Source organism: Candidatus Similichlamydia epinepheli, assembly GCF_003056015.1.
This window is the reverse complement of sequence record NZ_PPEU01000009.1, coordinates 1-19,737: the sequence shown is the minus strand read 5'-3', so window position 1 is coordinate 19,737 and position 19,737 is coordinate 1. Positions and strand designations below refer to the sequence as shown.

The 19,737-nt window shown below is 39.3% G+C and carries 17 protein-coding genes and 1 tRNA gene; 15 read left to right on the top strand and 3 right to left on the bottom strand.

Features of this window, described 5'->3' with window-relative positions; translation table 11 throughout:
• Window positions 1-240 precede the first annotated feature (240 nt).
• From GCCT14_RS01100 to metG, 8 genes are all read left to right on the top strand, one after another.
• Window positions 241-1,614: a signal recognition particle receptor subunit alpha gene (locus GCCT14_RS01100; protein ID WP_108623853.1), complete on the top strand. Its 1,374-nt coding sequence runs from the start codon at window positions 241-243 to the stop codon at window positions 1,612-1,614.
• Window positions 1,605-1,949 carry a 30S ribosomal protein S16 gene (gene rpsP / locus GCCT14_RS01095; protein ID WP_108623852.1) on the top strand — a complete coding sequence of 115 codons (345 nt, stop codon included), beginning with the start codon at window positions 1,605-1,607 and terminating at the stop codon, window positions 1,947-1,949. The genes GCCT14_RS01100 and rpsP overlap by 10 nt, the downstream gene beginning before the upstream one ends.
• A 6-nt stretch (window positions 1,950-1,955) precedes the next feature.
• A complete protein-coding gene (gene trmD, locus GCCT14_RS01090) occupies window positions 1,956-3,011 on the top strand; it encodes a tRNA (guanosine(37)-N1)-methyltransferase TrmD (protein WP_108623851.1) in 1,056 nt (351 codons plus the stop codon).
• Complete coding sequence (gene rplS / locus GCCT14_RS01085) at window positions 3,005-3,388, top strand: 50S ribosomal protein L19 (protein ID WP_108623850.1); 384 nt, start codon at window positions 3,005-3,007, stop codon at window positions 3,386-3,388. The genes trmD and rplS overlap by 7 nt, the downstream gene beginning before the upstream one ends.
• Before the next feature lie 2 nt (window positions 3,389-3,390).
• Window positions 3,391-4,053, top strand: coding sequence for a ribonuclease HII (locus GCCT14_RS01080; protein WP_204592927.1), 663 nt, complete (start codon window positions 3,391-3,393; stop codon window positions 4,051-4,053).
• 67 nt (window positions 4,054-4,120) lie between these two features.
• A complete protein-coding gene (gmk, locus tag GCCT14_RS01075) occupies window positions 4,121-4,702 on the top strand; it encodes a guanylate kinase (protein WP_204592926.1) in 582 nt (193 codons plus the stop codon).
• A gap of 10 nt (window positions 4,703-4,712) precedes the next feature.
• A complete protein-coding gene (locus GCCT14_RS01070; RefSeq protein WP_157952441.1) occupies window positions 4,713-5,048 on the top strand; it encodes a hypothetical protein in 336 nt (111 codons plus the stop codon).
• Window positions 5,049-5,077: 29 nt separating this feature from the next.
• Window positions 5,078-7,123 carry a methionine--tRNA ligase gene (gene metG, locus GCCT14_RS01065; RefSeq protein WP_108623847.1) on the top strand — a complete coding sequence of 682 codons (2,046 nt, stop codon included), beginning with the start codon at window positions 5,078-5,080 and terminating at the stop codon, window positions 7,121-7,123.
• 59 nt (window positions 7,124-7,182) lie between these two features.
• On the opposite strand, the gene GCCT14_RS01060 is transcribed toward metG, so the two are convergent.
• A tRNA-Ile gene (locus GCCT14_RS01060) sits at window positions 7,183-7,256 on the bottom strand.
• A 101-nt stretch (window positions 7,257-7,357) separates the two neighbouring features.
• On the opposite strand from GCCT14_RS01060, the gene GCCT14_RS01055 reads away from it, so the two are divergent.
• The 6 genes from GCCT14_RS01055 (at window position 7,358) to GCCT14_RS01030 (ending at window position 13,804) form a co-directional block, all read left to right on the top strand.
• The gene (locus GCCT14_RS01055) at window positions 7,358-8,557 is read left to right on the top strand and encodes a hypothetical protein (protein WP_157952440.1); all 1,200 of its coding nucleotides are present in this window, start codon (window positions 7,358-7,360) and stop codon (window positions 8,555-8,557) included.
• A gap of 49 nt (window positions 8,558-8,606) precedes the next feature.
• Window positions 8,607-9,509, top strand: coding sequence for an MYG1 family protein (locus tag GCCT14_RS01050; RefSeq protein ID WP_108623845.1), 903 nt, complete (start codon window positions 8,607-8,609; stop codon window positions 9,507-9,509).
• Between the two features lie 11 nt (window positions 9,510-9,520).
• A complete protein-coding gene (locus GCCT14_RS01045) occupies window positions 9,521-9,871 on the top strand; it encodes an HIT domain-containing protein (RefSeq protein WP_108623844.1) in 351 nt (116 codons plus the stop codon).
• 75 nt (window positions 9,872-9,946) lie between these two features.
• Complete coding sequence (locus GCCT14_RS01040; protein WP_204592925.1) at window positions 9,947-11,119, top strand: aromatic amino acid transport family protein; 1,173 nt, start codon at window positions 9,947-9,949, stop codon at window positions 11,117-11,119.
• A 16-nt stretch (window positions 11,120-11,135) separates the two neighbouring features.
• Window positions 11,136-12,380: a M24 family metallopeptidase gene (locus tag GCCT14_RS01035; protein WP_108623842.1), complete on the top strand. Its 1,245-nt coding sequence runs from the start codon at window positions 11,136-11,138 to the stop codon at window positions 12,378-12,380.
• Between the two features lie 11 nt (window positions 12,381-12,391).
• Window positions 12,392-13,804, top strand: coding sequence for a hypothetical protein (locus GCCT14_RS01030; protein ID WP_157952439.1), 1,413 nt, complete (start codon window positions 12,392-12,394; stop codon window positions 13,802-13,804).
• Here GCCT14_RS01030 and GCCT14_RS01025 read toward each other — a convergent pair.
• Together GCCT14_RS01025 and GCCT14_RS01020 are read right to left on the bottom strand one after the other, a co-directional pair.
• Entirely contained in the window at window positions 13,801-14,103 is a 303-nt protein-coding gene (locus GCCT14_RS01025; RefSeq protein WP_157952438.1) for a hypothetical protein, read from the bottom strand. The two genes, GCCT14_RS01030 and GCCT14_RS01025, sit on opposite strands and share 4 nt — an antisense overlap.
• 123 nt (window positions 14,104-14,226) lie before the next feature.
• The gene (locus tag GCCT14_RS01020) at window positions 14,227-16,623 is read right to left on the bottom strand and encodes a valine--tRNA ligase (protein ID WP_108623839.1); all 2,397 of its coding nucleotides are present in this window, start codon (window positions 16,621-16,623) and stop codon (window positions 14,227-14,229) included.
• A 151-nt stretch (window positions 16,624-16,774) separates the two neighbouring features.
• Here GCCT14_RS01020 and GCCT14_RS01015 point away from each other — a divergent pair, with 151 nt between their 5' ends.
• Window positions 16,775-19,576 (top strand): protein kinase domain-containing protein, encoded by a 2,802-nt coding sequence (locus tag GCCT14_RS01015; protein ID WP_108623838.1) that lies wholly within the window; start codon window positions 16,775-16,777, stop codon window positions 19,574-19,576.
• Window positions 19,577-19,737 lie beyond the last annotated feature (161 nt).

Genomic DNA, 19,737 nt, shown 5'->3' with positions numbered 1-19,737 from the left:
CTCCAAGTCCTAAAATGCGATTGTTGCTGGTGTAACAGGGTTGGAGCAATTCGCTTTGATTTTGAAAGAAGGAAAAAATCACATTAGTGAGAAAGGTGTCCTTGTGCTTGAGATTGGGTCATCACAAGGGGAAAAAATTGAAAACATAGCCAGGAAATTTGGCTGGTTCTGTGTACAATGTAGACAAGATTCTTTCGGGAAGGATCGTTTTCTTGTTCTTGAGTGCGATTAGGGGAAAGCATGTTTTCTTTCTTGAGAAACAGGTTAACGAAATTATTTCATGGGATTAGCGATAAGGAATTCCTTAGCACAATCGATGCTAAATTCTTGTTAGATCAAATGCGTTCTTTGCTCATAGAGGCGGATGTCCACGTGTCTGTGATTAATCATTTATTGAAGAGGGTTGAAGATCAATCTTTTGAATCACTTGCTTTGGGCAAATTTACCCCTTCTTATCTGTTCCAGTTGGTTTATAAAGAAATTAGTTATTTACTTGGACGAGATGAGCAAAGTCTTTCTGAGTACAATTCTAATGAGAAGATAAAAAGCAAAAAATTATTTCAGGTTAAAGCCGGAACAGTAAGTAGTTGGATGTTTTGTGGTCTTCCTGGGCAAGGCAAAACTACTCAAGTTGCTAAGATCGCAGCTTTTTTGAAAGAACAAGATTCTTCTCTTGCTATAGGTTTAGTTTCAACGGACGTGAGTAGACCAGCTGCCGGTGAACAGTTATGTGCGTTTTCTGCTCCGTTGCAACTTCCTGTTTTTCTTGCTAAGCCTGGAGAAAGAATTGATGTTTTTATTGATCGTGTTCTTCAAGAGTCTAAAGAACAAGGGATTCAATTGCTTCTTGTAGATACAGCTGGTTGTTTAGAAACAGATTTAAATGGATTAAGTAGGCTTCAAGAGATTGCTATTCATTTATCTTCAGAAAAAATTTTTTTCGTTGTTCATGGCGGGAAAGGTCAATCAGTTTTAGAAGCTTGTATTTGCTTTAAAAAAATGGTCGGATTGACTGGAATAATTGTGACAATGTTGGATGGAGATGTTACTGGAGGCTGTTTACTCTCGATTGTACATCGTTTGGGTCTGGTTATAGAATTTGAAGGTTTTGGTGAACATCTAGATCAAATTAGACCATTTAACCCTCTTTCTATGACTGATCGCATTTTAGGACTTGGAGATTCGTTTAACCTTAAACGGCAGCTTGAAAGTTCTTTAGATCCAAAACAGATGGAGATATTGACGAATAAGACTTTTCGAATGGAATTTACTTTTCAGGACTACCTAGATCAGGTGAGAATGCTGAAGAACTGTGGGCCTCTTTCTTCACTTTTAGCCATGGTTCCTGGATTTTCTGACTTGAGGTTGAATGAAAATGATTTTACTATCTCTGAGTCGATTATTTGTTCTATGACTAAAAAAGAACGTGAGTGTCTAGTTCCATTTTCTGAAAAGAGTTTGTTAAGAATTGCGAATGGAAGTGGTAGATCCGTGGAGGAAGTGATGCGTATTATTCACAATTTTGATGCGTTGCGATCTACATTTCGCGAAATGGGTTCATCTTTTGATTTAAACAAATTAAAAAAAATAATGGGGGAATTGAAATGGCGTTAAGAATTAGGTTGAGACAGCAGGGTCAATGCAATCGAAGAATGTATCGTTTTGTAGTGGCAGACGCTCATTGTCCTCGTAGCGGTCGTTATGTCGAATGCCTTGGTTGGTACAATCCTTTTGCAACGGAAGGTAAAGCTGAGTTTATCCTTTCTGAGGAAAAGGCGTTGTACTGGTTAGAAAGGGGCGCTCAACCTACGGAAAGTTTTCTTCATTTTTTGGGAAAGGCATCTCCATCAGCAATTGCATTTCTACGAGCTAGACGTCTTGCTCGAGCAAAGAAGAGGAAAGATGAAAGGAGAAGGGCTGCCACTAGAAAGAAAGAAGCTTCTCGATAGAGTAAAGTGAATATTTCTATACTTTCACTTTTCCCAGATTATTTTAGTAGCCCATTATCTTCTTCTATACTTGGTCGAGCGATTGATCGTGGGCTTTTGTCTGTTGACCTAATTAACCTGCGTGATTTTTCTTCTAAAAAGGGCGGGCGAATTGACGATAGGACTTACGGAGGCGGTTCTGGAATGGTTTTAGAACCTCAGGCTGTTGTGGATGCTGTTTGTGCGCATTCTCATCCAGAGACTAGAACTATCTTGCTTTCACCTGCAGGTCGTCCTTTTACTTCTCGTATTGCAAAAGAACTTGCTATGGAGAGTCATGTCCTTTTTCTTTGTGGTCATTATGAAGGAATAGATGCTCGTGCATTGGATTTATGCATAGATGAGACCATTTCTGTCGGTGACTTTGTACTTACGAATGGTTGTATAGCAGCGCTTGTGATTGTAGATGCTTTGAGTCGGTTCATTGATGGTGTAGTTGGATCTGAATCTTCAGTTTTGGAAGATTCCTTTGAGAAGAGCATTCTAGATTTCCCTCATTATACGAGGCCTAGGTCGTATCTTGGTTATTCTGTTCCCCCTTTGCTTCTTTCAGGTGACCATAAGAAAATTGCTGATTATCGAGAATCCGCTGCCATAGGTGAGACGGCGCGTGTAAGGCCAGATCTTTTTCTCGCTGATATCTTTGACCAATTATCTGATATAACTTTTGCGTTGATTCGATATACAGATGTTCCATTCTCGTTTTTGATTGATTGGTATCGTTACTTTGGGACTTCTGTACGTTCAGTTGAGAACGGGTTACTTGCGTCACTTGGAGGACTTTGGGTAAACTTTATCACACCTGCTCCAACTTCTTTTGAAGAGATGTCTTCTCAAATTGTTGTTTGTGTGACAGAAGAAGAGAGATCAACTTGTGAAGATGGTCTCGAAAATATCTCTTGGCCGTTTGTAGTCTCTCGACTTGATACGGATCAGGGAATGATGATGTGTTTAAGGGTAAAGGATCCTTCCGGCTTGGAATGGTTTGTTGTCTCTAGATGTTATGGCGGTGATTTATGGTAAACAAGTATCCGAAAGTGTTGAATTTTGAAAATCAATTCAAGAGAAAGGACCCTTTGGTTCCTCTTCGTATTGGAGATTCCGTTACTGTGTACGTAAGGATCAAGGAAGGGGATAAATCTAGGACGCAGATGTTTTTAGGAACATTGATTGGGAAGAGTGGTGGTGGTCTTTCTTCTGCTTTTGTCGTAAGACGAGTCACTATGGGGGAAGCTATCGAGTATAAGTTTTTTGAGCACAGTCCTCTTCTCATTAAAGTTGAGGTACTAAGTCATGGTGTTAGCCGTCGAGCGAAGCTTAACTTCTTGCGTGGATGTGTTGGGAAGAAGTCTCGTCTTAGACAAGTTTCTAGGAGGTCCAAGTCCGTTGCGGACGAATAAGAGTGGACTTTCCGGTTCATTCAGGAATTGAATTCGATATTTCTTCTTTGCGTGAAAGGGCAGATTGGATAATTGGTGTTGATGAAGTAGGGAGAGGATGTCTTGCTGGGCCTGTACTTGCTGCGGCTTGTCGCATACGAATCGGTGAGGCTCGTGGATTGGGTGTGCGAGACAGCAAGCAATTGTCTGCTAAAAAGCGCGAACTCCTTGTTGATGAGTTATTTGCACTTCCCTCTTTGAAGTGCTCTTACGGGATTGCTACTGTTAAAGAAATTGACTCGATTAACATTGAAAGAGCGTCACTTCTTGCTATGGAAAGAGCCTTGGGTGGACTTGACCTTAATCGTGCTTGCATTTTTGTTGATGGTAAGCTTTTGCCTTCACTTGAACGGACTGCTGGATATGTTGCGTTAGAGGCATACGTAAAAGGTGATTCACTTTCTTGGATTATCGGAGCTGCTTCAATTTTTGCTAAAGTGAAGAGAGATGCTATAATGTCCGACCTTGAGAAGAGATATCCTGGATATTTGTTTGATAAAAACAAAGGATATGGAACAGCCGAGCATCTATTGGCGTTAAAAACAATTGGAGTGAGTCCGGAACATCGGCTTTGTTTTAAACCGGTTCGGGAGGCTTTTCTTTTTTTTTCAGGTATGGATATGTGATGCTTTTCCTTTCTTTTTGCTTTGGTTTCTTAATTTTAGATATATGATTCAGTCATCTCGTGGGAAGTTGTCTATTCAGGTCGCCCCTTTGAAGTTGTTTATAATAAGTGGGCCATCAGGGGTTGGGAAAACAACTCTCATTCAGTCAATTTTGTCTTCAGACGCAACTTTGAAGAGGGCTATCACATGTACTACCAGACGTTCTAGGTCTAATGAGATAGATGGGGTTGATTATTTTTTTATTGATAAAAAAACTTTTCTTGAATGGATTCAAGCTGATCTATTTGTTGAATGGGAAGAGATTTATGACAATCTTTATGGAGTGTTGAGATCTCAAATCGACTCCTTATTAAGAGAGAAATTTTTTCCAATTGTAGGATTAGGCACACAAGGTGCCCTTTCTCTTGCTGATTTGTATCCATGTATATTGATTTTTCTTGAGCCAGCGTCCGATTGTAGTTTGAAAAAAAGGTTACTGGATAGGGGTGAGGAGAGCAAAACAGAAATTAAAGTTCGTCTAAATCAGAACGCAAAAATGATGTCATGTCTGGATAAATATGACTATATAATTTCATGCAGTGATCTTTCATCTACAAGGAGTGCCTTACTGAAGATTATTCAAACGGAAAAAACTAGTACAAGTTCATGAGGAGGGCTTTGTGAGTGGTTTAATGAAATATACGGAAGATGACTATGAGTTGTCTTTAACTAACGAACAATTGAATCGTAGGTTTCGGAGTCGTTTTGACCTCGTACTTTATGCCATTAAAGAGACTAGAAAAGCCGTTGCTTCTGGTCGTGGTAAAACGGTTGTAGGAAACTTGCCATTTGAAGTTTTGAAAGAGATTGCAGAAAAGCCGGACGAAGAGATTGCTAGTGTGGATCACGGCCCTAGACTCAAGGTACACAAGATGACAACAACGGAAAAAAGAATTGCCTCTTCCTCATCTCGCCGTCGTGGCTGGGCAGAAGAGTCCCTTCCTCGTCACTCTTAATAAGTCAACTTTTGGAACGGAGAGATAGTATGGTCGGGAGAAAAATTTTGGTAACTGCTGCTTTGCCTTATGCAAATGGCACGTTACATTTTGGACATATGGCTGGAGTTTATCTCCCAGCTGATGTCTTCTCGCGGTTTTGTAGGTTTTCTGGTGACACTGTCCTTTTTATTTCTGGATCAGATGAATACGGTTTGGCTGTTTCTATTTCTGCGGAGTTAGCGGGCAAGAGTGCTAGGGAACAGTCCCAAATCTATCACGCGCTAAATAAACGACTACTTGATCGTCTTCTTATTTCGACCGATCATTTCTCCAGGACGACTAATCCGTACCATGCCGATTTAGTATCATCATTTTTTTTGAGGCTTTCTGAGAATGGATTCATTGAGCCACAAACAGATGAGCATCTCTATTCCCCTGAAGAGGGGCGATTCTTAGCTGATCGTTACGTTATAGGACGTTGCCCTTTCTGTGGCTTTCAGGAAGCGCGTGGTGATGAATGCACAAAATGCGGGGCATCATATGAGGCAACTTCTCTTCTTAATCCTGTTTCCAAGATTACTGGTAAAAAATTAGAGAAAAGAGCTTCAACTCATTTTTTTCTTCGATTGGATTTATTACAAGATTCTTTGAAAAAATGGTTGTCTGGAAAAGATCATTGGAAGACATCTACCTTGAACGCTCTTTTATCGATTTTAGAGGATTTGCGCCCTCGGGCTATTACTAGGGACACAGATTGGGGAGTACCGGTTCCTTTATGTCCGCAATTTCCCGAACACGATTTTTCGAAAAAAGTTTTCTATGTATGGTTTGACGCACCTCTTGGTTACATTTCTGCATCAATGGAATGGGCAGCTGAAAAAGGTGATCCAGATCTTTGGAAAGAATTTTGGGAAGATCAAACTGTTCATTTTGCTCAATTTGTGGGCAAGGACAATGCCATATTTCATGGTCTCATGTTTCCAGGAATGCTATTAGGAGAAGGCGGGGATTTTAAGCTTGTAGATGATCTTCAAGTAAACCAATTCTATACTTTAGAAGGTCAAAAAATTAGTAAAACAGATGGTTTACATGTTGATTTGGAATCTGTTTTAGATCGGTATGATCCTGAGCAATTTCGTTATATGTTGATTGCGACGTCGCCTGAGCTTTCTGATTCTGATTTTCGTTGGCATGATTTTCAAAACAAGTGCAATACCGATTTAGTTGGAAAATTAGGTAATTTTGTAAATCGAACTTTGACTATGTTGCATCGTTATTGTGGGGGAATTATTCCTGAGGCAAATGGAGTCACGGAAGAGGATGATCTAGCTTTAGGCAAAGCAAAAGTTTTATTAGAAGAGATGCGTGAATGCTACGAGAGCTGTCGACTTAGGAGGGCTACACAAGTTCTAATGGAGTGTGCACATGTAGCGAACGCATATTTTGATACGACTCAACCTTGGAAATTAGTAGAGGACGACCAACAGATTAGTCGTATGCACACAGTTTTCTTTTGTTGTTTAGAGTTCATTCGTTTGCTTGCGATTGCATCATATCCTATTCTTCCAGAGGCATCAGAAAAGATGTGGTCGATGATTGGTGCGCGAGGAAGTTTATGCGAAAAAACATGGAAAGAACGTGCCGAAGAGTCTGTGATTGTTGGGGCCAAGTGTCCACCTTCGCAAATCCTTTTCAAAAAAGTTTCCGATGATCAGATCGAGGAAGAGATGAGTCAATTGGTTTCTACCACGAACCTTGTTCGTAAAAAAGAAATGGTAAGCATGGAAGAGTTTGACAGGATGGACCTGCGTGTAGGGAAAGTTCTGGAAGCGACTCACGTTCCGCGTTCTGACAAGTTATTAATGTTACGTGTTGACGTGGGGAGTGAAATTATTCAGATTCTTTCTGGTATAGCTAAAAGCCATGAACCTGAAAATTTAGTAGGTAAAAAAGTTGTTGTCCTTACGAATCTTAAACCAATTCGACTTATGGGAGTAGAGAGTCAAGGTATGATTTTAGCTGTTGATCTTGGTGAAATGGGTGTGGAGATTCTCCAATTGCAAGAGGCATCCATCGGATCAAAAGTAAGGTAATTTACCTCGAATAATGAAGGGAATGATCCTTATGCTCTTTTGTAAATAGAAAACAAAATTGGGGCAACCAGGACTTGAACCTGGGACCGGCGGTTTATAAGTCCGCTGCTCTGACCAGCTGAGCTATTGCCCCATAGAAGGCAGTAGAAATTGTACTGCATCGGCGTTCTGGATGCAATGTCGGTTGATTATGTTTCCCCTCTGGAAGCCTTATTCGATGAGGAGCAGGGTATCATGTTAAAGTTTCTGATTCGTCCTTCAGCAGTTTCATTTTTTAAAGAACCTTTAAAGGTTTTTTTAAATTTGATTCCACTAATCCTTGTTCGAGACCTTTATGCATCTTCTGGAGACATGGCCTGGCTCACTGTCCTGAAGACAGTATCACCCTTTCTTGGATTCCTTGGTATTTTCGGTTGTTCAATTGCTCAGACCAAAACCAGCCCCATATATATTATGGGATTTCTGGGAATAGCCGCTCATCTTCCGTTTTTTGCTCTGATTTTTTTACAAGCAACTCCTCTGCTCATTTTATCTATTCTTTTGATCTACTTCTCTTTCATGAAAACGCTTTTCCCTTATTGGGTAGAAACACTTCATGTTCTTTACCAGGAAAAAAGATTTGAATTTTGGACAAAGATTCAATCTTATGAATACCTTTTGAGCATTTTTTTAGCTCCTTTTTTTGGATGTCTTTTAGATAGACATTATTTGTCATTTTCTTCTCTCATATTACAGTTAGCGTCTTGGTCATTATTTGGTCTTTTAATTCAGTGTTTAATTGTACAAAGAGAGGAGTCTCTACAAAAACATTTTAATAGAGATCAGGGCACCTTTTTAAGCATGTCTGACGTTTTTTCCATTTTCTGGAGAAATGCTTTGCTTATTAGGTTCCATTTGATTTTTTTCTTTGCTGGCAGTGGAATGCTGGTACTTAAAATGATCATTCCTCTCTTTTTAGCTCCATTCAAGGAAGCTCTTCCATATACGAAATTTTGGGCAATTTCTTTATGGGGAAGAGCATTAGGTGGGTACTTGGTCTCATTGGCTGGAGCTAAGTTTTTCAGTCGAAATCCTTTTTTTGCCCTTCGTTGGCTAATTTTGTTGGCTTTATCTGAATTAGCTTGTTTTCATTTTCTCATAGTTTCTGATGGAAGATCTTTTTCTTTTCTCGTGTTAACTTTTTTTTTGGACGGAGTGGTAGTTGCTGGAAGTAGATTAATTTGGGAACTTTCTCCCACTATATTTTCTCAAAGTGTTGTGAGCCGTCATTATACTCAATTGAATTTCCTAATGAATGGACTGCGTGGGTTGATAATTCCTCTGCTTACCACATTTTTATTATCGCGTAACGAGTATTTGAATTGGATGATGGCGATATTTGCTTTGTACTGTTTGGGGTGGATTTTGGCAGTGAGGTCACATATAAAAACCTAATATTTAATGAGGGTATTGTTGTCATGGAAAGTAGATTGGAGTCTTAAGAATGGTTGAAAGCAAAAGAATCCCTCGTAGTCTGGGGACACATGATGGAACATTTCATGCCGATGAAGTGACAGCGTGTGCCCTTCTTTTGATTTGCAATTGTATTGACCGTGAACTAATTTTTCGAACAAGAGATCCTATTGTATTGGATAAATATGAGTATGTCTGCGATGTAGGTGGAGTTTTCGATCAAAATTGTAAGAGATTTGACCATCATCAGATTGAGTATGAGGGCGAGCTTAGTAGTTGTGGTATGATTTTGAACTTTCTTGAGGAGAGTGGCAGTTTTTCTAAATTACAAGCTACAGCGTTGCGGAACACATTAGTATTCGGAATTGATGAAGATGATTGTGGTAGATATAGCAAGCAAAAGGGTGTTTGCACTTTTTCAATGGTGATATCTAATTTTAATGCTCTTAGACCCTTCACACGAGAAGAGCAAGAAAATGCTTTTCATGCTGCGTTAGATTTTTGTTTGGGTTATCTTCGCAGGTTTCTTAAACGTCAGGAGCACGTACTTTCTAGTTTTGAGACAGTAAAAAAAACTTTGCAAGAAAGCAATTTAGCGTTGATTTTTGATGAGAGTATGCCTTGGGTTGAGAGTTTTTTTCTGGCTGGTGGAGCAGATCATCCTGCTCTTTTCCTAGTGATGCCTTCTCATAACGAATGGCATTTGCGCTCTATTCCCGAATCTCTGGAAAATCCAATGCGATCAAGGAGATACCTTCCTGAGTGCTGGGCCGGTCTTTTTGGAGAAGAGTTTGAGAAAGAATCGAAAATAAAAGGTGGAATTTTCTGTCATAAAAATCGTTTTCTCTCAGTTTGGAAGACTAAAAAAGCCTCGCTTGAGGCTTTGGAATTTGTCTTAAAATTAGAGAAGGGTTACACCCTTGGCAATGAATAGAGGTATTCCACATGAAGACTATTTTTCAACAAATTATCGACGGTGAATTGCCTTCCGAAAAGGTTTTAGAGAGCGATCTTGTGTTAGTAATTCGTGACCGATTTCCTGTTTCGTCTCATCATTTTTTGATCATACCTAAAAAATTGTACCTGAGCCTAGATCATGTTCCAGACAATGAATCGGTTATTTTTCAAGAAATCTTTCTGATTGCTAAACGTTTAGCAAAGATGTTTTCTCTAGAAGGGTACTATAAGGTTTTAGTCAATGTTGGAGAGAGAGGCGGTCAGACTATTTTTCATCTTCACGCGCACTTTATTGGCGGAGAGGAAATAGACAACTCTCGCGTTATACATACGAAATAACTCCTAATTGGCTCTTCTCATATGTTTCTCAGAAAAAGTTGTTCTTCTTTTTTGCACAAGTGTCTGTCTTGCTTTTTGAGCAGTGAATTTTGGAATCATGTTTTCCTTATTGTTGGGACGTGTATTGGGGGTGGAATTACAATTCTCCCTGCTGTTATGTCGGAACAGGGATGTTTAGTAGGAATTATTACACTCACTGCGGCAGCTATTTTTTCTATATCTTCTTCTTTGATCTTTCTTGAGTTATTTTTTCTTCGTGAAGAGGTGCATTTTTTCTCTCTCTTTAGAAAAAAATTACCTACCCTTCTCTATTTGGCAGCTCTATTCATTCATAGCTTCATTTGTTTTTCGTCTTTAGTTGCATATAGCTCAGGGATGGCAAGTGAGCTTGCGAACCTTCAAATTCCAGGAGGTCAAATAGGCGGGACTGTTCTTATTGTTTTGCTTGGGATGCTTCTTCTTGGCGCTCCAAGAACTACTTTATTGTCAGTGAATGCCTTTTTGGTTCGTGCTTTATTTATTTGTTTCTTTTCCCTCCTACTGTATATGGTCAATTTGTTTGATTGTCGTTCAATTTTTTGGGTGAAAGGTGGATCGTCTCTCGCTTCATTGCCTATTTGTTTGACATCTTTTAGTCACCAAATGATCATCCCATCTATTCGCCTGAGCTCCACTAGGGATGATTTCTTAAAGCCTGCTATTGTATTTGGAGTCTTTACAACTTGGTTGATTTATGTTGCTTGGGTCATATTTTCCTTTGGGGTCTTACCACTTGAAGGGGAGAATAGTTTGGTGGAGTGTTATCAAACAGGGACTCCAATGACAATTTCTTTGTTTAATAGATTGCAAATGAAGCCTTTTGCACTTTTGTCTACTTCTTTTAGCCTTCTCGTTATGTTTACGTCTTTTCTTGGGATCTCCCTTTCTTTTATTGATTTTTTAAGAGATTGGTTGCAGAAATCTATCCCTCAGGGTAGGTCTACACTATCTTTCTGCCTTCTATTGTTGTCTTCTTTGTCTGCTATTTTCATACCTAAAGTCTTTCTTTATGCTCTGAATCTTTCTGGTGGGTTAGGCGATGCTAGTCTATACGGCCTTCTACCTGTTTATTTAGCTTTACAAGGGGTTCGCAGAGGGCTGTTTCAATTGAGTTTATTAGGTTGGCAAGGAGTCATGTTTCTATTTATAATTGGCACTCTTTCAATTGGATCGGAAGTAAGCCAACTATTTTTTTATCAAGCCAGGTGACCAGGTAGGAAATCTGTTGTCTACTATTTCGCCAGTTGAAAGCAGGATTTTGCAGGCTCAAATGCTTTTAGAAGAAGCTTCTATTGATGGATGGCTACTTTGTTCCTATCGCAATAGAAATGATGTTTTTGCTAATTTCTTTTTACCAGGGTCGCCCCCGCCTGTGGAATTCCCTATATATTTTTGGATTCCGAAAAGTGGACCAGCCATTTTTTTGGTTGATGAACGGGATAGAGGTTGCATAGGGTGGTCTGTTGATGTAAATACTTACTCTTCTTGGCGTGAGCGCAATGTGTTGTTTGAGGCTTTGCTTGGGTCAGTGATTCGTGTCGCCTCGGAATTTTCTTTTAAGTCGTTTGTACCTCAAATTTCCTTTTTAGACGCAGGTCTTTACACTTTGATTCGTAGCTTCGGAATAGAAGTTATCTCAAGTGAGGATATTGTTTCTGAGCTTTTGCAGACGTGGACTCAAAATCATTTGAATAGGCATTTGTTTGCTGCTTCTGTGTTGCAACGTGTCTGCGCCTCCATACCTCAAAAAATTAGAGAAGGAATATCTGATGATTCTCTTACAGAAGCATCTCTTCAACGTTATTTAATTTATGCGTTGAATAAGTGTGGATGTATCACTGACAGTCCACCTAGAGTGTTAGCGAACGCGCATTCAGCAGAGCCTCGTGCCCATTCGATTGATTCTATACCAATTCGTTGGGGGGATTATATTCTTGTTGACTTATCTTGTCGTAAGCAAGAAGAAGACTCTCCCTATGCTACCTTGTCCAGATCATTCTTTCTTGGTGAAATTCCTCCCTCTAAGTTGTGCAATCTTTTTTTTCTTGGAAAGAAAACGCAGAATATCGCTTTGGAATTTATTAGGGAGCGTCGTAAAGATCGTAATTCTTGTTTGGGGTGGGAGGTTGATCGAGTTGCTAGGGATTTTATTTCTTTGGCAGATTTTGGTATGTTTTTCCGCTCTTCTTTAGGCCATTCCCTCGGTATACAATCGTGTGTTGGATTAGGACCTGCTTTGGACGATCTTTACTGTCATGAAACCAGAACAATCGTAAACAGGAGTGGTTTCTGTATGGGACCGGCATTACATGTTCAAGATAATTGGGGAATTGATACTAAGACAAGCATCTATCTTTCTAGTGATGGTGATCTCTTTTTAACAACAGGTGAGCAGACAGATATTTATACACTCACAGAAGATCGAGAAATACACATTCCATTGGAATCTTCTCCAAGCGTCTCTTTGTGATGGTTTATTGTATGAAAGATGAACTTGTTGCCCTAGCCTATAAACGTTGGAAAATTCGCCAAGTATTATCGGGCTTGCCCCCCTTGCGCATTGAAAAGCTGACTAAATTGGCTCTTCGATCTGATTATTGTTCTTGGTCATCTGATGAAGTGGTTCTTCATATTCAGAATTCAGAAGAGGCATTTAGTTTGGCCGAGTCCCTTTCATACTTAGGCACTTGCTCTAAGATTCTAGTCAGAACATTACGGCCTGCTTTTTCAATTCGTCTTTTAGAATTGCCAGAAAGAGAATTTCTTCATTACAGAGAGTGTAATGATATGGAAAGAGAAAGGTTGGCAACCTTCTATTCTCTAAAAGCTCTTTCACTTGGATACAATGCCCTTTTATTGCGTCTCTGTTCAGATCAATTCCTTTGGCCAGATCCAGGTTTAATCTCCTTTATTTTGGAGCTTGCGACAAGATCTCGAACTTATAAGGTTAAGTTTGGATTAGATGTAACTTGCTTAAGTGATTCGCAATCTATCCTACACAATTCTCTCATAACTCTTCCTTTGGATTTTTTTTTCCATGCACAAATCGAGAGAATCTTTTCAGATCATCTTTCTCTATTACCACATGAGGCGCTTCTCGAAGGTGTAGCTCGGATTCGATCGATTGTGAAAGACAATGTTACAATTCTTGCTCAAGCATCTCCTGATTTAATTTGGTCAGAATCTTCTTTGATTCATCTTCTTTCTGTATTTCCAGATCGTGTTTTATTGGCTTTTGATGCTTATCTTCCAATCGGCTCTACAAAAGAACACCCTATTTGGATCCTTCTACAACAAGACCTGTTAGGAGGGAATTTACCAATTATGCCTATCTTTCAAGCTGGCTCTTCCTCATGCGGACAGGGAGCATGGCCGACATTTTCTGGTCTCCATTGGGATCCTTTAATTCGACTAGCTAAACAATTGCAATTTCCAGCTATATGTGCCTTTTCTGATTATTTTCCTTGTGGTGAAGGCTTTTTGTCTTGTTCGCTATGGTGTTTAGGACAATCTTGTTGGACGGAATGGCCACTTTTCTCTCTTTATTCTTATTGGCTGAGGTTTCATTTTCCGGAATGGGATCTACCACTAGATTGGCCTCAACTAATAAATTCATTGGCCAGGTCTGTGATGGCGACTGTGTATAGTCATAAAATTGAACATAAATGGATACTTACAAGTCTTCAAAAGATTCAGGAGAAAAGGTTTGAAGATATAAGACTAAAAACTTACCTATCTTCTTTTGTTAGAGATGTTCAGTTTTTGCTAAATGTGAATGGGTCAATTGAAGAAAAGAAAATTAGATTGATTGAGGAAAGGCAAAAAATTCTTAATTGCGTTTCTCCTTTTTCCATGGAGGCTCTTATTTTGGCCGAAAACGGAATACGTATCTAGTTGATTTTTTTCTCTATTTTTTTCAATTGATCTTGCAATTTTTCTAAAGATTCTTTTTGTTTTTTCTTAACCGAAGGTGGAGCCTTGGTCAAGAACGAAGTGTCGTTAGTTAGATTATGCAGTCGTTGGATGTTCTGTTTTACAATTTCCAACTCCTTCTCAAGCCGTTTTCTTTCCTCTTTATTCACCTCAGCCAATGCAACATGTAAAATAGATCGATTTAAAAGAGATGTAGTTGTTTTTTGCTCAACAGAAGGTGGACCATAAGTGAATGATCCTATTCGTACCATAGCACCCATAATGCGTGTCGTAGCTTTTTTTTCTTCTGTCCACGACTCCAAAAAGATAGAAATTTGATCTGAAGGGTGAAATCGAGATTCAGCTCGGAGACGGCGAATTAAGCGAATGGCCTCCCTAATAGTCTAAAAAGAAGAAACAACATCTTCATTGATAAAAGAAGGTTCAAAGGAAGGATATGGACAAAGAATACAGCTATCTTTGCTGAAAGATTGGTCATTCTCTATAAAGAGATGAGATAATTTTTCTTTATCAAGAAAATTACCCCTAAATGGGTTCGCCGCATCCGTTATCTCACTTAATAATTTCTCTGTAATGAAGGGAGTAAAAGGGTGATGAAGACGCAATGAACCAATAAAAAGATTCACGAAGAGGTTTCGCTTCAATATTTTTTTGTTTTGATTCACGTTTTCCTTGTAGATACAATGCTTGACTAGCTCTAGATAGTAATCGCAAAAATCATCCCAGAAAAAGGACAGGAGAGTTTGTAATGCAGGTGAGAATTCATATCCATTCAATGAGGTTGTAATTTTATTTACGCAATTTGACCACTTGGAAAGTATCCAACGATCTTCTAGGTCTAATTCATTTAAGTCGAATGGGTCCGAAATAGATCCTTCATCTAAGTCTGCAAGTATTTTCAATAAGAAACGGGATGCGTGCCATAACTTATTAGTGAAATGTCTGTATTCCTCAAATTTACGATAATCAAGATCGAGTTGTTTGGATTCATTGATGAGTGAAATGAGCGCAATGCGCATTGCATCCGTCCCATACTCTTCAGCAAGCTCAATAGGATCCATAATGTTCCCTTTTGATTTGCTCATTTTCTCCCATTTTGTTTGCACATTTTTTGGGATAGGCACCTCTCCTCTCTCATAAGCCTTCCGCTCATTTCCTGTTAGATAACGTAGCGACTCTCCCTCTCCTATCCAGTAGCTTTTGGCATATATAAGTCCGTGTAAATAGATATCTCTAAATGGGAAAATCCCTGTAAGAAATTTGCAGAGAACCAACATACGAGTTACCCAAAAGAAGAGGATATCAAATCCAGTTTCAGATAGGGAATTCGGATAAAATTTAGCTATTTTACTTTCTTCAGTCGGCCATCCTAAGGTTGTAATTGGCCAAATCGAAGATGAAAACCAAGTGTCTAGAACGTCCTTGTCTTGCTCCCATTCATCTGGAGAGATGAGAACTTCTTCAGGAATATTTTCTCCACAAATCCACTCGCTTGTTCCTTTTTTCCACCAAATTGGAATGCGATGACCCCACCAAAGTTGCCGACTAATACACCAATCCTTCAAGTTTCGGACCCAATGGAGATAGGTCAATTCCCATTGCCCTTGAGGAAGCAGTCGAATCTCGCCTTGTTGAAGAGCTTCTTCTAATTCTTTACCAAAACGACTCAACCGAAAAAACCATTGCTTAGATAGAATGGGTTCTATAGGCACTCCTGACCGGTAGGAGACTCCGATCCGATGGGTATGCCTTTTTCTATCTAGCAAGAATCCTCCCTCTTGTAGGCGTTCTATCATTTGCCCCCTTGCTTCCATTATCGATAGACCAGTCATATCAGCAGCATTACAAAGTCTACCCGACGAGTCGAGAATTGAGATCATTGATAGCCCATGATCGAGGCCTATCTTGTAATCTAAAGGGTCATGGGCGGGAGTGATCTTAACTGCCCCAGTGCCGAATTCAATTGAGACACGTTGATCTGAAATAATTGGGATTTCTCTTCCAACAATCGGAATTTTCGCTTTTTTACCAATCAGATGGCGATGTCTTTGATCTTCTGGATGAACCGCAATTGCAACATCTCCCCAAATGGTCTCAGGTCTAGTTGTTGCAACTGCAATTCTTGTTTCATCGACTTGGTACCATATCGAAACTAGTAAAGATTCACGTTCCTCATACACGACTTCGTCATCTGAAAGGGCAGTTCCTGTTCCAAAATCCCAATTAACTAAGTAATTTCCTTGATAAATCAGATCATGATCTACAGCCTTTTTGAAGGCTGCTCGAACTGCATGATTAGCGGAAGAATCCATGGAGAATAGAAAAGAGTCCCAATTCAAGAAGCATCCTAGTCTCTGAAGTTGTTGGATGATTCTGTTTTGGCTTTGTACTGACCAAAATTGAATTCTTGATATAGCTTCTTCACGTCCTAAGCTTCGGAGTGATCGTTTTTCTTCTTCTAAAATTTTTCTGTCAACAACAGTTTGAGTCGCAATTCCTGCGTGATCTGTGCCAGGTATCCACAAAACTTCGTGACCAAGCATCTTTTTAAAACGAACTATTAAGTCCTGAATTGTCGTTGTTAATGCGTGCCCCATGTGCAGGGATCCTGTCACGTTGGGAGGCGGCAGAAGTAGGCAAAAAGGCTCAAGATTGGAGCGATGACTTTTTGGTTCATTCGTTATTTCAATCCAAAGGTCAATGCACTCTTTTTCAAACTTTGTATGGTCATAATGTTTTGGGTTAGGTCTTTCATTTGACCTAGATTGTGTGCACTGCATTTTGACCCGCCTACCGAACTCGTATCAAATGATTCGGAGAATAACATAGGTTTGATTTCGCATCTTGATGCAAGTGTTTCCTTTTCTATTGTAAACTCTATAGTCCTGATTTGTAAGGACTTAACCTCTTGTCTGGACGGAGCGCGATCGAATGGGTGAAAGCTGTAATGATCAACAGACATATTTCAATCGATATCAGTTGATTAGACTCTTAGCCAAAGGAGGCATGGGAGAGGTCTATGAGGCCTTTGATAACTCACTAGGAAGAAAAATTGCGTTAAAGCGCGTTCGTTCTGATCTTGCAGGTCAAACGCATATGAAGAATCGATTTTTGGGTGAAAGAACTATTCTAGCTGGGCTTTCTCACCCTTCGATTATTCCTATTTTTGAAGTGGGTGAGGAAAACGGAATTCCTTATTACACAATGCCTTTGGTGACAGGATCGAACTTTAAAGAAGTAATTCGGGTGCATCATCAATCGTGTAGAACTTTGGAAAGTGTGAGAAAGCTTCTTAAATTCTTTCTGAAGGTGTGTCATGGAATTTCTTATGTCCATCAAGCTGGGATTCTACATAGGGATATAAAGGCAGAAAACATTATGCTTTCCTCTTCTGGTCAAGTTATCATCATCGATTGGGGTTTGGCGCGACCATTTCAAAGAAAGCATGATGAACAGAAAATTTGTCTTAATGATTGTCTGGATAGACGAATGCCTTCTCTGGGCAGATGCCCCGGCACCTTGAATTACATCGCACCAGAAAGATTCTTTCAACAGGAGACAGAACAGAGTGATTTATATAGTTTAGGCGTTCTCTTCTATTTCATTTTAGCAGGCCATCTACCTTTTTCTCGAAAAGGGGTAAGGGATTTTAAGAAGAGATGGAAAACAGAAGCGTGGGAAGATCCTAGAAAGAGTATTTCTGAATTTGAAATGCCTGACATTTTGATGAGGATCTTGGAAAAAAGTTTGGCTCGTGAGCCGTCTTCGCGCTATGGTTCTGTACAGGATCTTATAGACAATTTAAATGTTTTTTTTGCTGGAACAGCCTCTTCTCCTTCTCTTCAGGAATTAGACATAGGAAATTTTATAGATTGGAAAGTCTATCATGAAAAACTTTCTCTTTCTGGTTTTGATACGAGGCTTAATGGTGAAGTTGCACATGGGTTCTTAGCTAAGCCTCTTTTAAAAACGAGCTCTAGATTAGAAATAGAATTAAAGAGGGAGAAAAGCGCAATCGGCTTTGGAGTGTCGTTTGATTTATTAGAACCTATGAAAAAAGAAAACGACTTGTTTTTCACTGGTTGTTTCCTTTGGGTTTCTTTTCAGGACGATATCCCTAGCTTCCTTTACTATCGAAAGACAATTTTATTTGAAATTCCAGATCTTGGTGGTTCATTTTCTGAATACATCGTTAATCTGACCATTGAGCTCGAGGATCGTGATATTCATTTTTCTATTGGATCAGGCGAGAGAAAGACATATCCGAAAATTTTCCCTTCAATGGGGGCTAGGTTTGGATTTGTCTATAATACGGCTCTTATCTCGATAAAACGATGTAAGATCTATTCAAACGATTTAATGCTAAAGCAATGCTGTTTGAAGGTGCCAGACTCACTTCTTAGGAGTGGAGCGCAAGAGGAAGCCTTAGAGGAATATCGTAGAATTTGGTGGGCACTTGCTGGATATGATGAGGCCAGAGAAGCTTACTTTCGCTCTGGAGTGATCCTCCTTGGTCGTTACGAGCATACTAGAAACGCTTCGATAAAAGAACAAGAAACACATTTGTCACAACAAATTTGGGAAACATTCAACGCTCTTCGTGGACATGATTTTCTGTTGAAACATTGGATTGGCAAAGCTCTTTTTTACCGATTCTCGGGTGATTTTTTCGAAGAAGTAAACTGTTTGGAATTCTCCTATCATCTTCTGAAATCTGAGGAAGATCAATTTGTATTTAAATGTTTTTGCATGGCACGAACGACACAAATACTGTCAGAAGAAGATGAGCGTGTAAGAGCTAGATTTCTACTTATGATAGCAAGAAATTTTCCTGAGCAATTGAATAGGAAGGATTTTCAAGAAGCTTTGTCTGCATTGAGAGCAGGTTCTTTAAGGCCACCATTTTTCGACCCAGCTCCATGGGAATCAATCAGTCAGGAAGAACTTCATTTCCGAAGGACGGTGGAACTTGCTTGCATTCTAGAGGATCCAGTTTCGCTCTCTGTTTTATTAGAGTCTTATTTAAAAAAAGACTTTATTTCCCCAGAGGGAATTTTTCATGCTATTTACGGGTTGATTGCTTTGGGAGAACTAGATGTATCTCGCAAAATTGTTCAGGAACTTGATTGCGATCTTACCAAAAAGAAATTTAATTCTTTTCTCTTAAAAAGGATTCTTTCTCTTTACACCTATTTCGTATGTCATGATTTGGAAGGATTCGTCACATTTTTTGCAAATGATCCTTTCATGATGAATTGTTCAGTTGTTCTTTTCCATTTCAACAGGTTGTTTGCAATTTTTTTGATGACACGTTGTCTATCTAAGTTTCAATTGCCTTCTTCTCTTTTCTTTTTTGAATTTGATTGGTCTCGGATTGAGCTATTGCAACAAATTTTTAATAATTGTTTGCTGGCATATAAACAAGTTCTTCACAAAACTCCTTCTCTTTTCCTAAGAGTTTGTGAACTGACAAGGAGATTTAATCCTGACTTTTCAAAAGAGTGTATGTCCTTATTTTCCTCGTCCAGTTGCTTGAAGGATGCTGTTTTTCAGCCTCTCAATTCCATATCTGATTCAGATGCAATTCAAGCTTGGAACTTAGAGATAATAAGTCGTTATATTGATTTGTTTGAATTCTTGTCCTCAGAAGAGTTTATTTCTCCTTCTTCATCACGTGCACAGTCTGTTCCCTCATTTCGTCCTGTCACAAAGAGAATGACAAGGTGTTTCTAAAGAAAATAAGAAGAGATAGACGCGAAATCGTTTATAGAAGCTTGAATTTCAAGCATTTGTGAAGCTTCTAAAAACAGCCTCTCATCGTGTGTAGAGCATATGATAGTATGCTCTTTTTCTATCAGTTGAGAAAAGAACAACTGAACAATTCATCATGAAAG

Coding starts and splice junctions, on each gene's coding strand:
- GCCT14_RS01045 (WP_108623844.1), top strand. CDS start 9,521: ATGAAGACTATTTTTCAACAAATTATCGACGGTGAATTGCCTTCCGAA.
- rpsP (WP_108623852.1), top strand. CDS start 1,605: ATGGCGTTAAGAATTAGGTTGAGACAGCAGGGTCAATGCAATCGAAGA.
- GCCT14_RS01055 (WP_157952440.1), top strand. CDS start 7,358: ATGTTAAAGTTTCTGATTCGTCCTTCAGCAGTTTCATTTTTTAAAGAA.
- GCCT14_RS01025 (WP_157952438.1), bottom strand. CDS start 14,103: ATGGGTGCTATGGTACGAATAGGATCATTCACTTATGGTCCACCTTCT.
- metG (WP_108623847.1), top strand. CDS start 5,078: ATGGTCGGGAGAAAAATTTTGGTAACTGCTGCTTTGCCTTATGCAAAT.
- GCCT14_RS01020 (WP_108623839.1), bottom strand. CDS start 16,623: ATGCAGTGCACACAATCTAGGTCAAATGAAAGACCTAACCCAAAACAT.
- rplS (WP_108623850.1), top strand. CDS start 3,005: ATGGTAAACAAGTATCCGAAAGTGTTGAATTTTGAAAATCAATTCAAG.
- GCCT14_RS01015 (WP_108623838.1), top strand. CDS start 16,775: ATGGGTGAAAGCTGTAATGATCAACAGACATATTTCAATCGATATCAG.
- GCCT14_RS01050 (WP_108623845.1), top strand. CDS start 8,607: ATGGTTGAAAGCAAAAGAATCCCTCGTAGTCTGGGGACACATGATGGA.
- GCCT14_RS01030 (WP_157952439.1), top strand. CDS start 12,392: ATGAAAGATGAACTTGTTGCCCTAGCCTATAAACGTTGGAAAATTCGC.
- GCCT14_RS01100 (WP_108623853.1), top strand. CDS start 241: ATGTTTTCTTTCTTGAGAAACAGGTTAACGAAATTATTTCATGGGATT.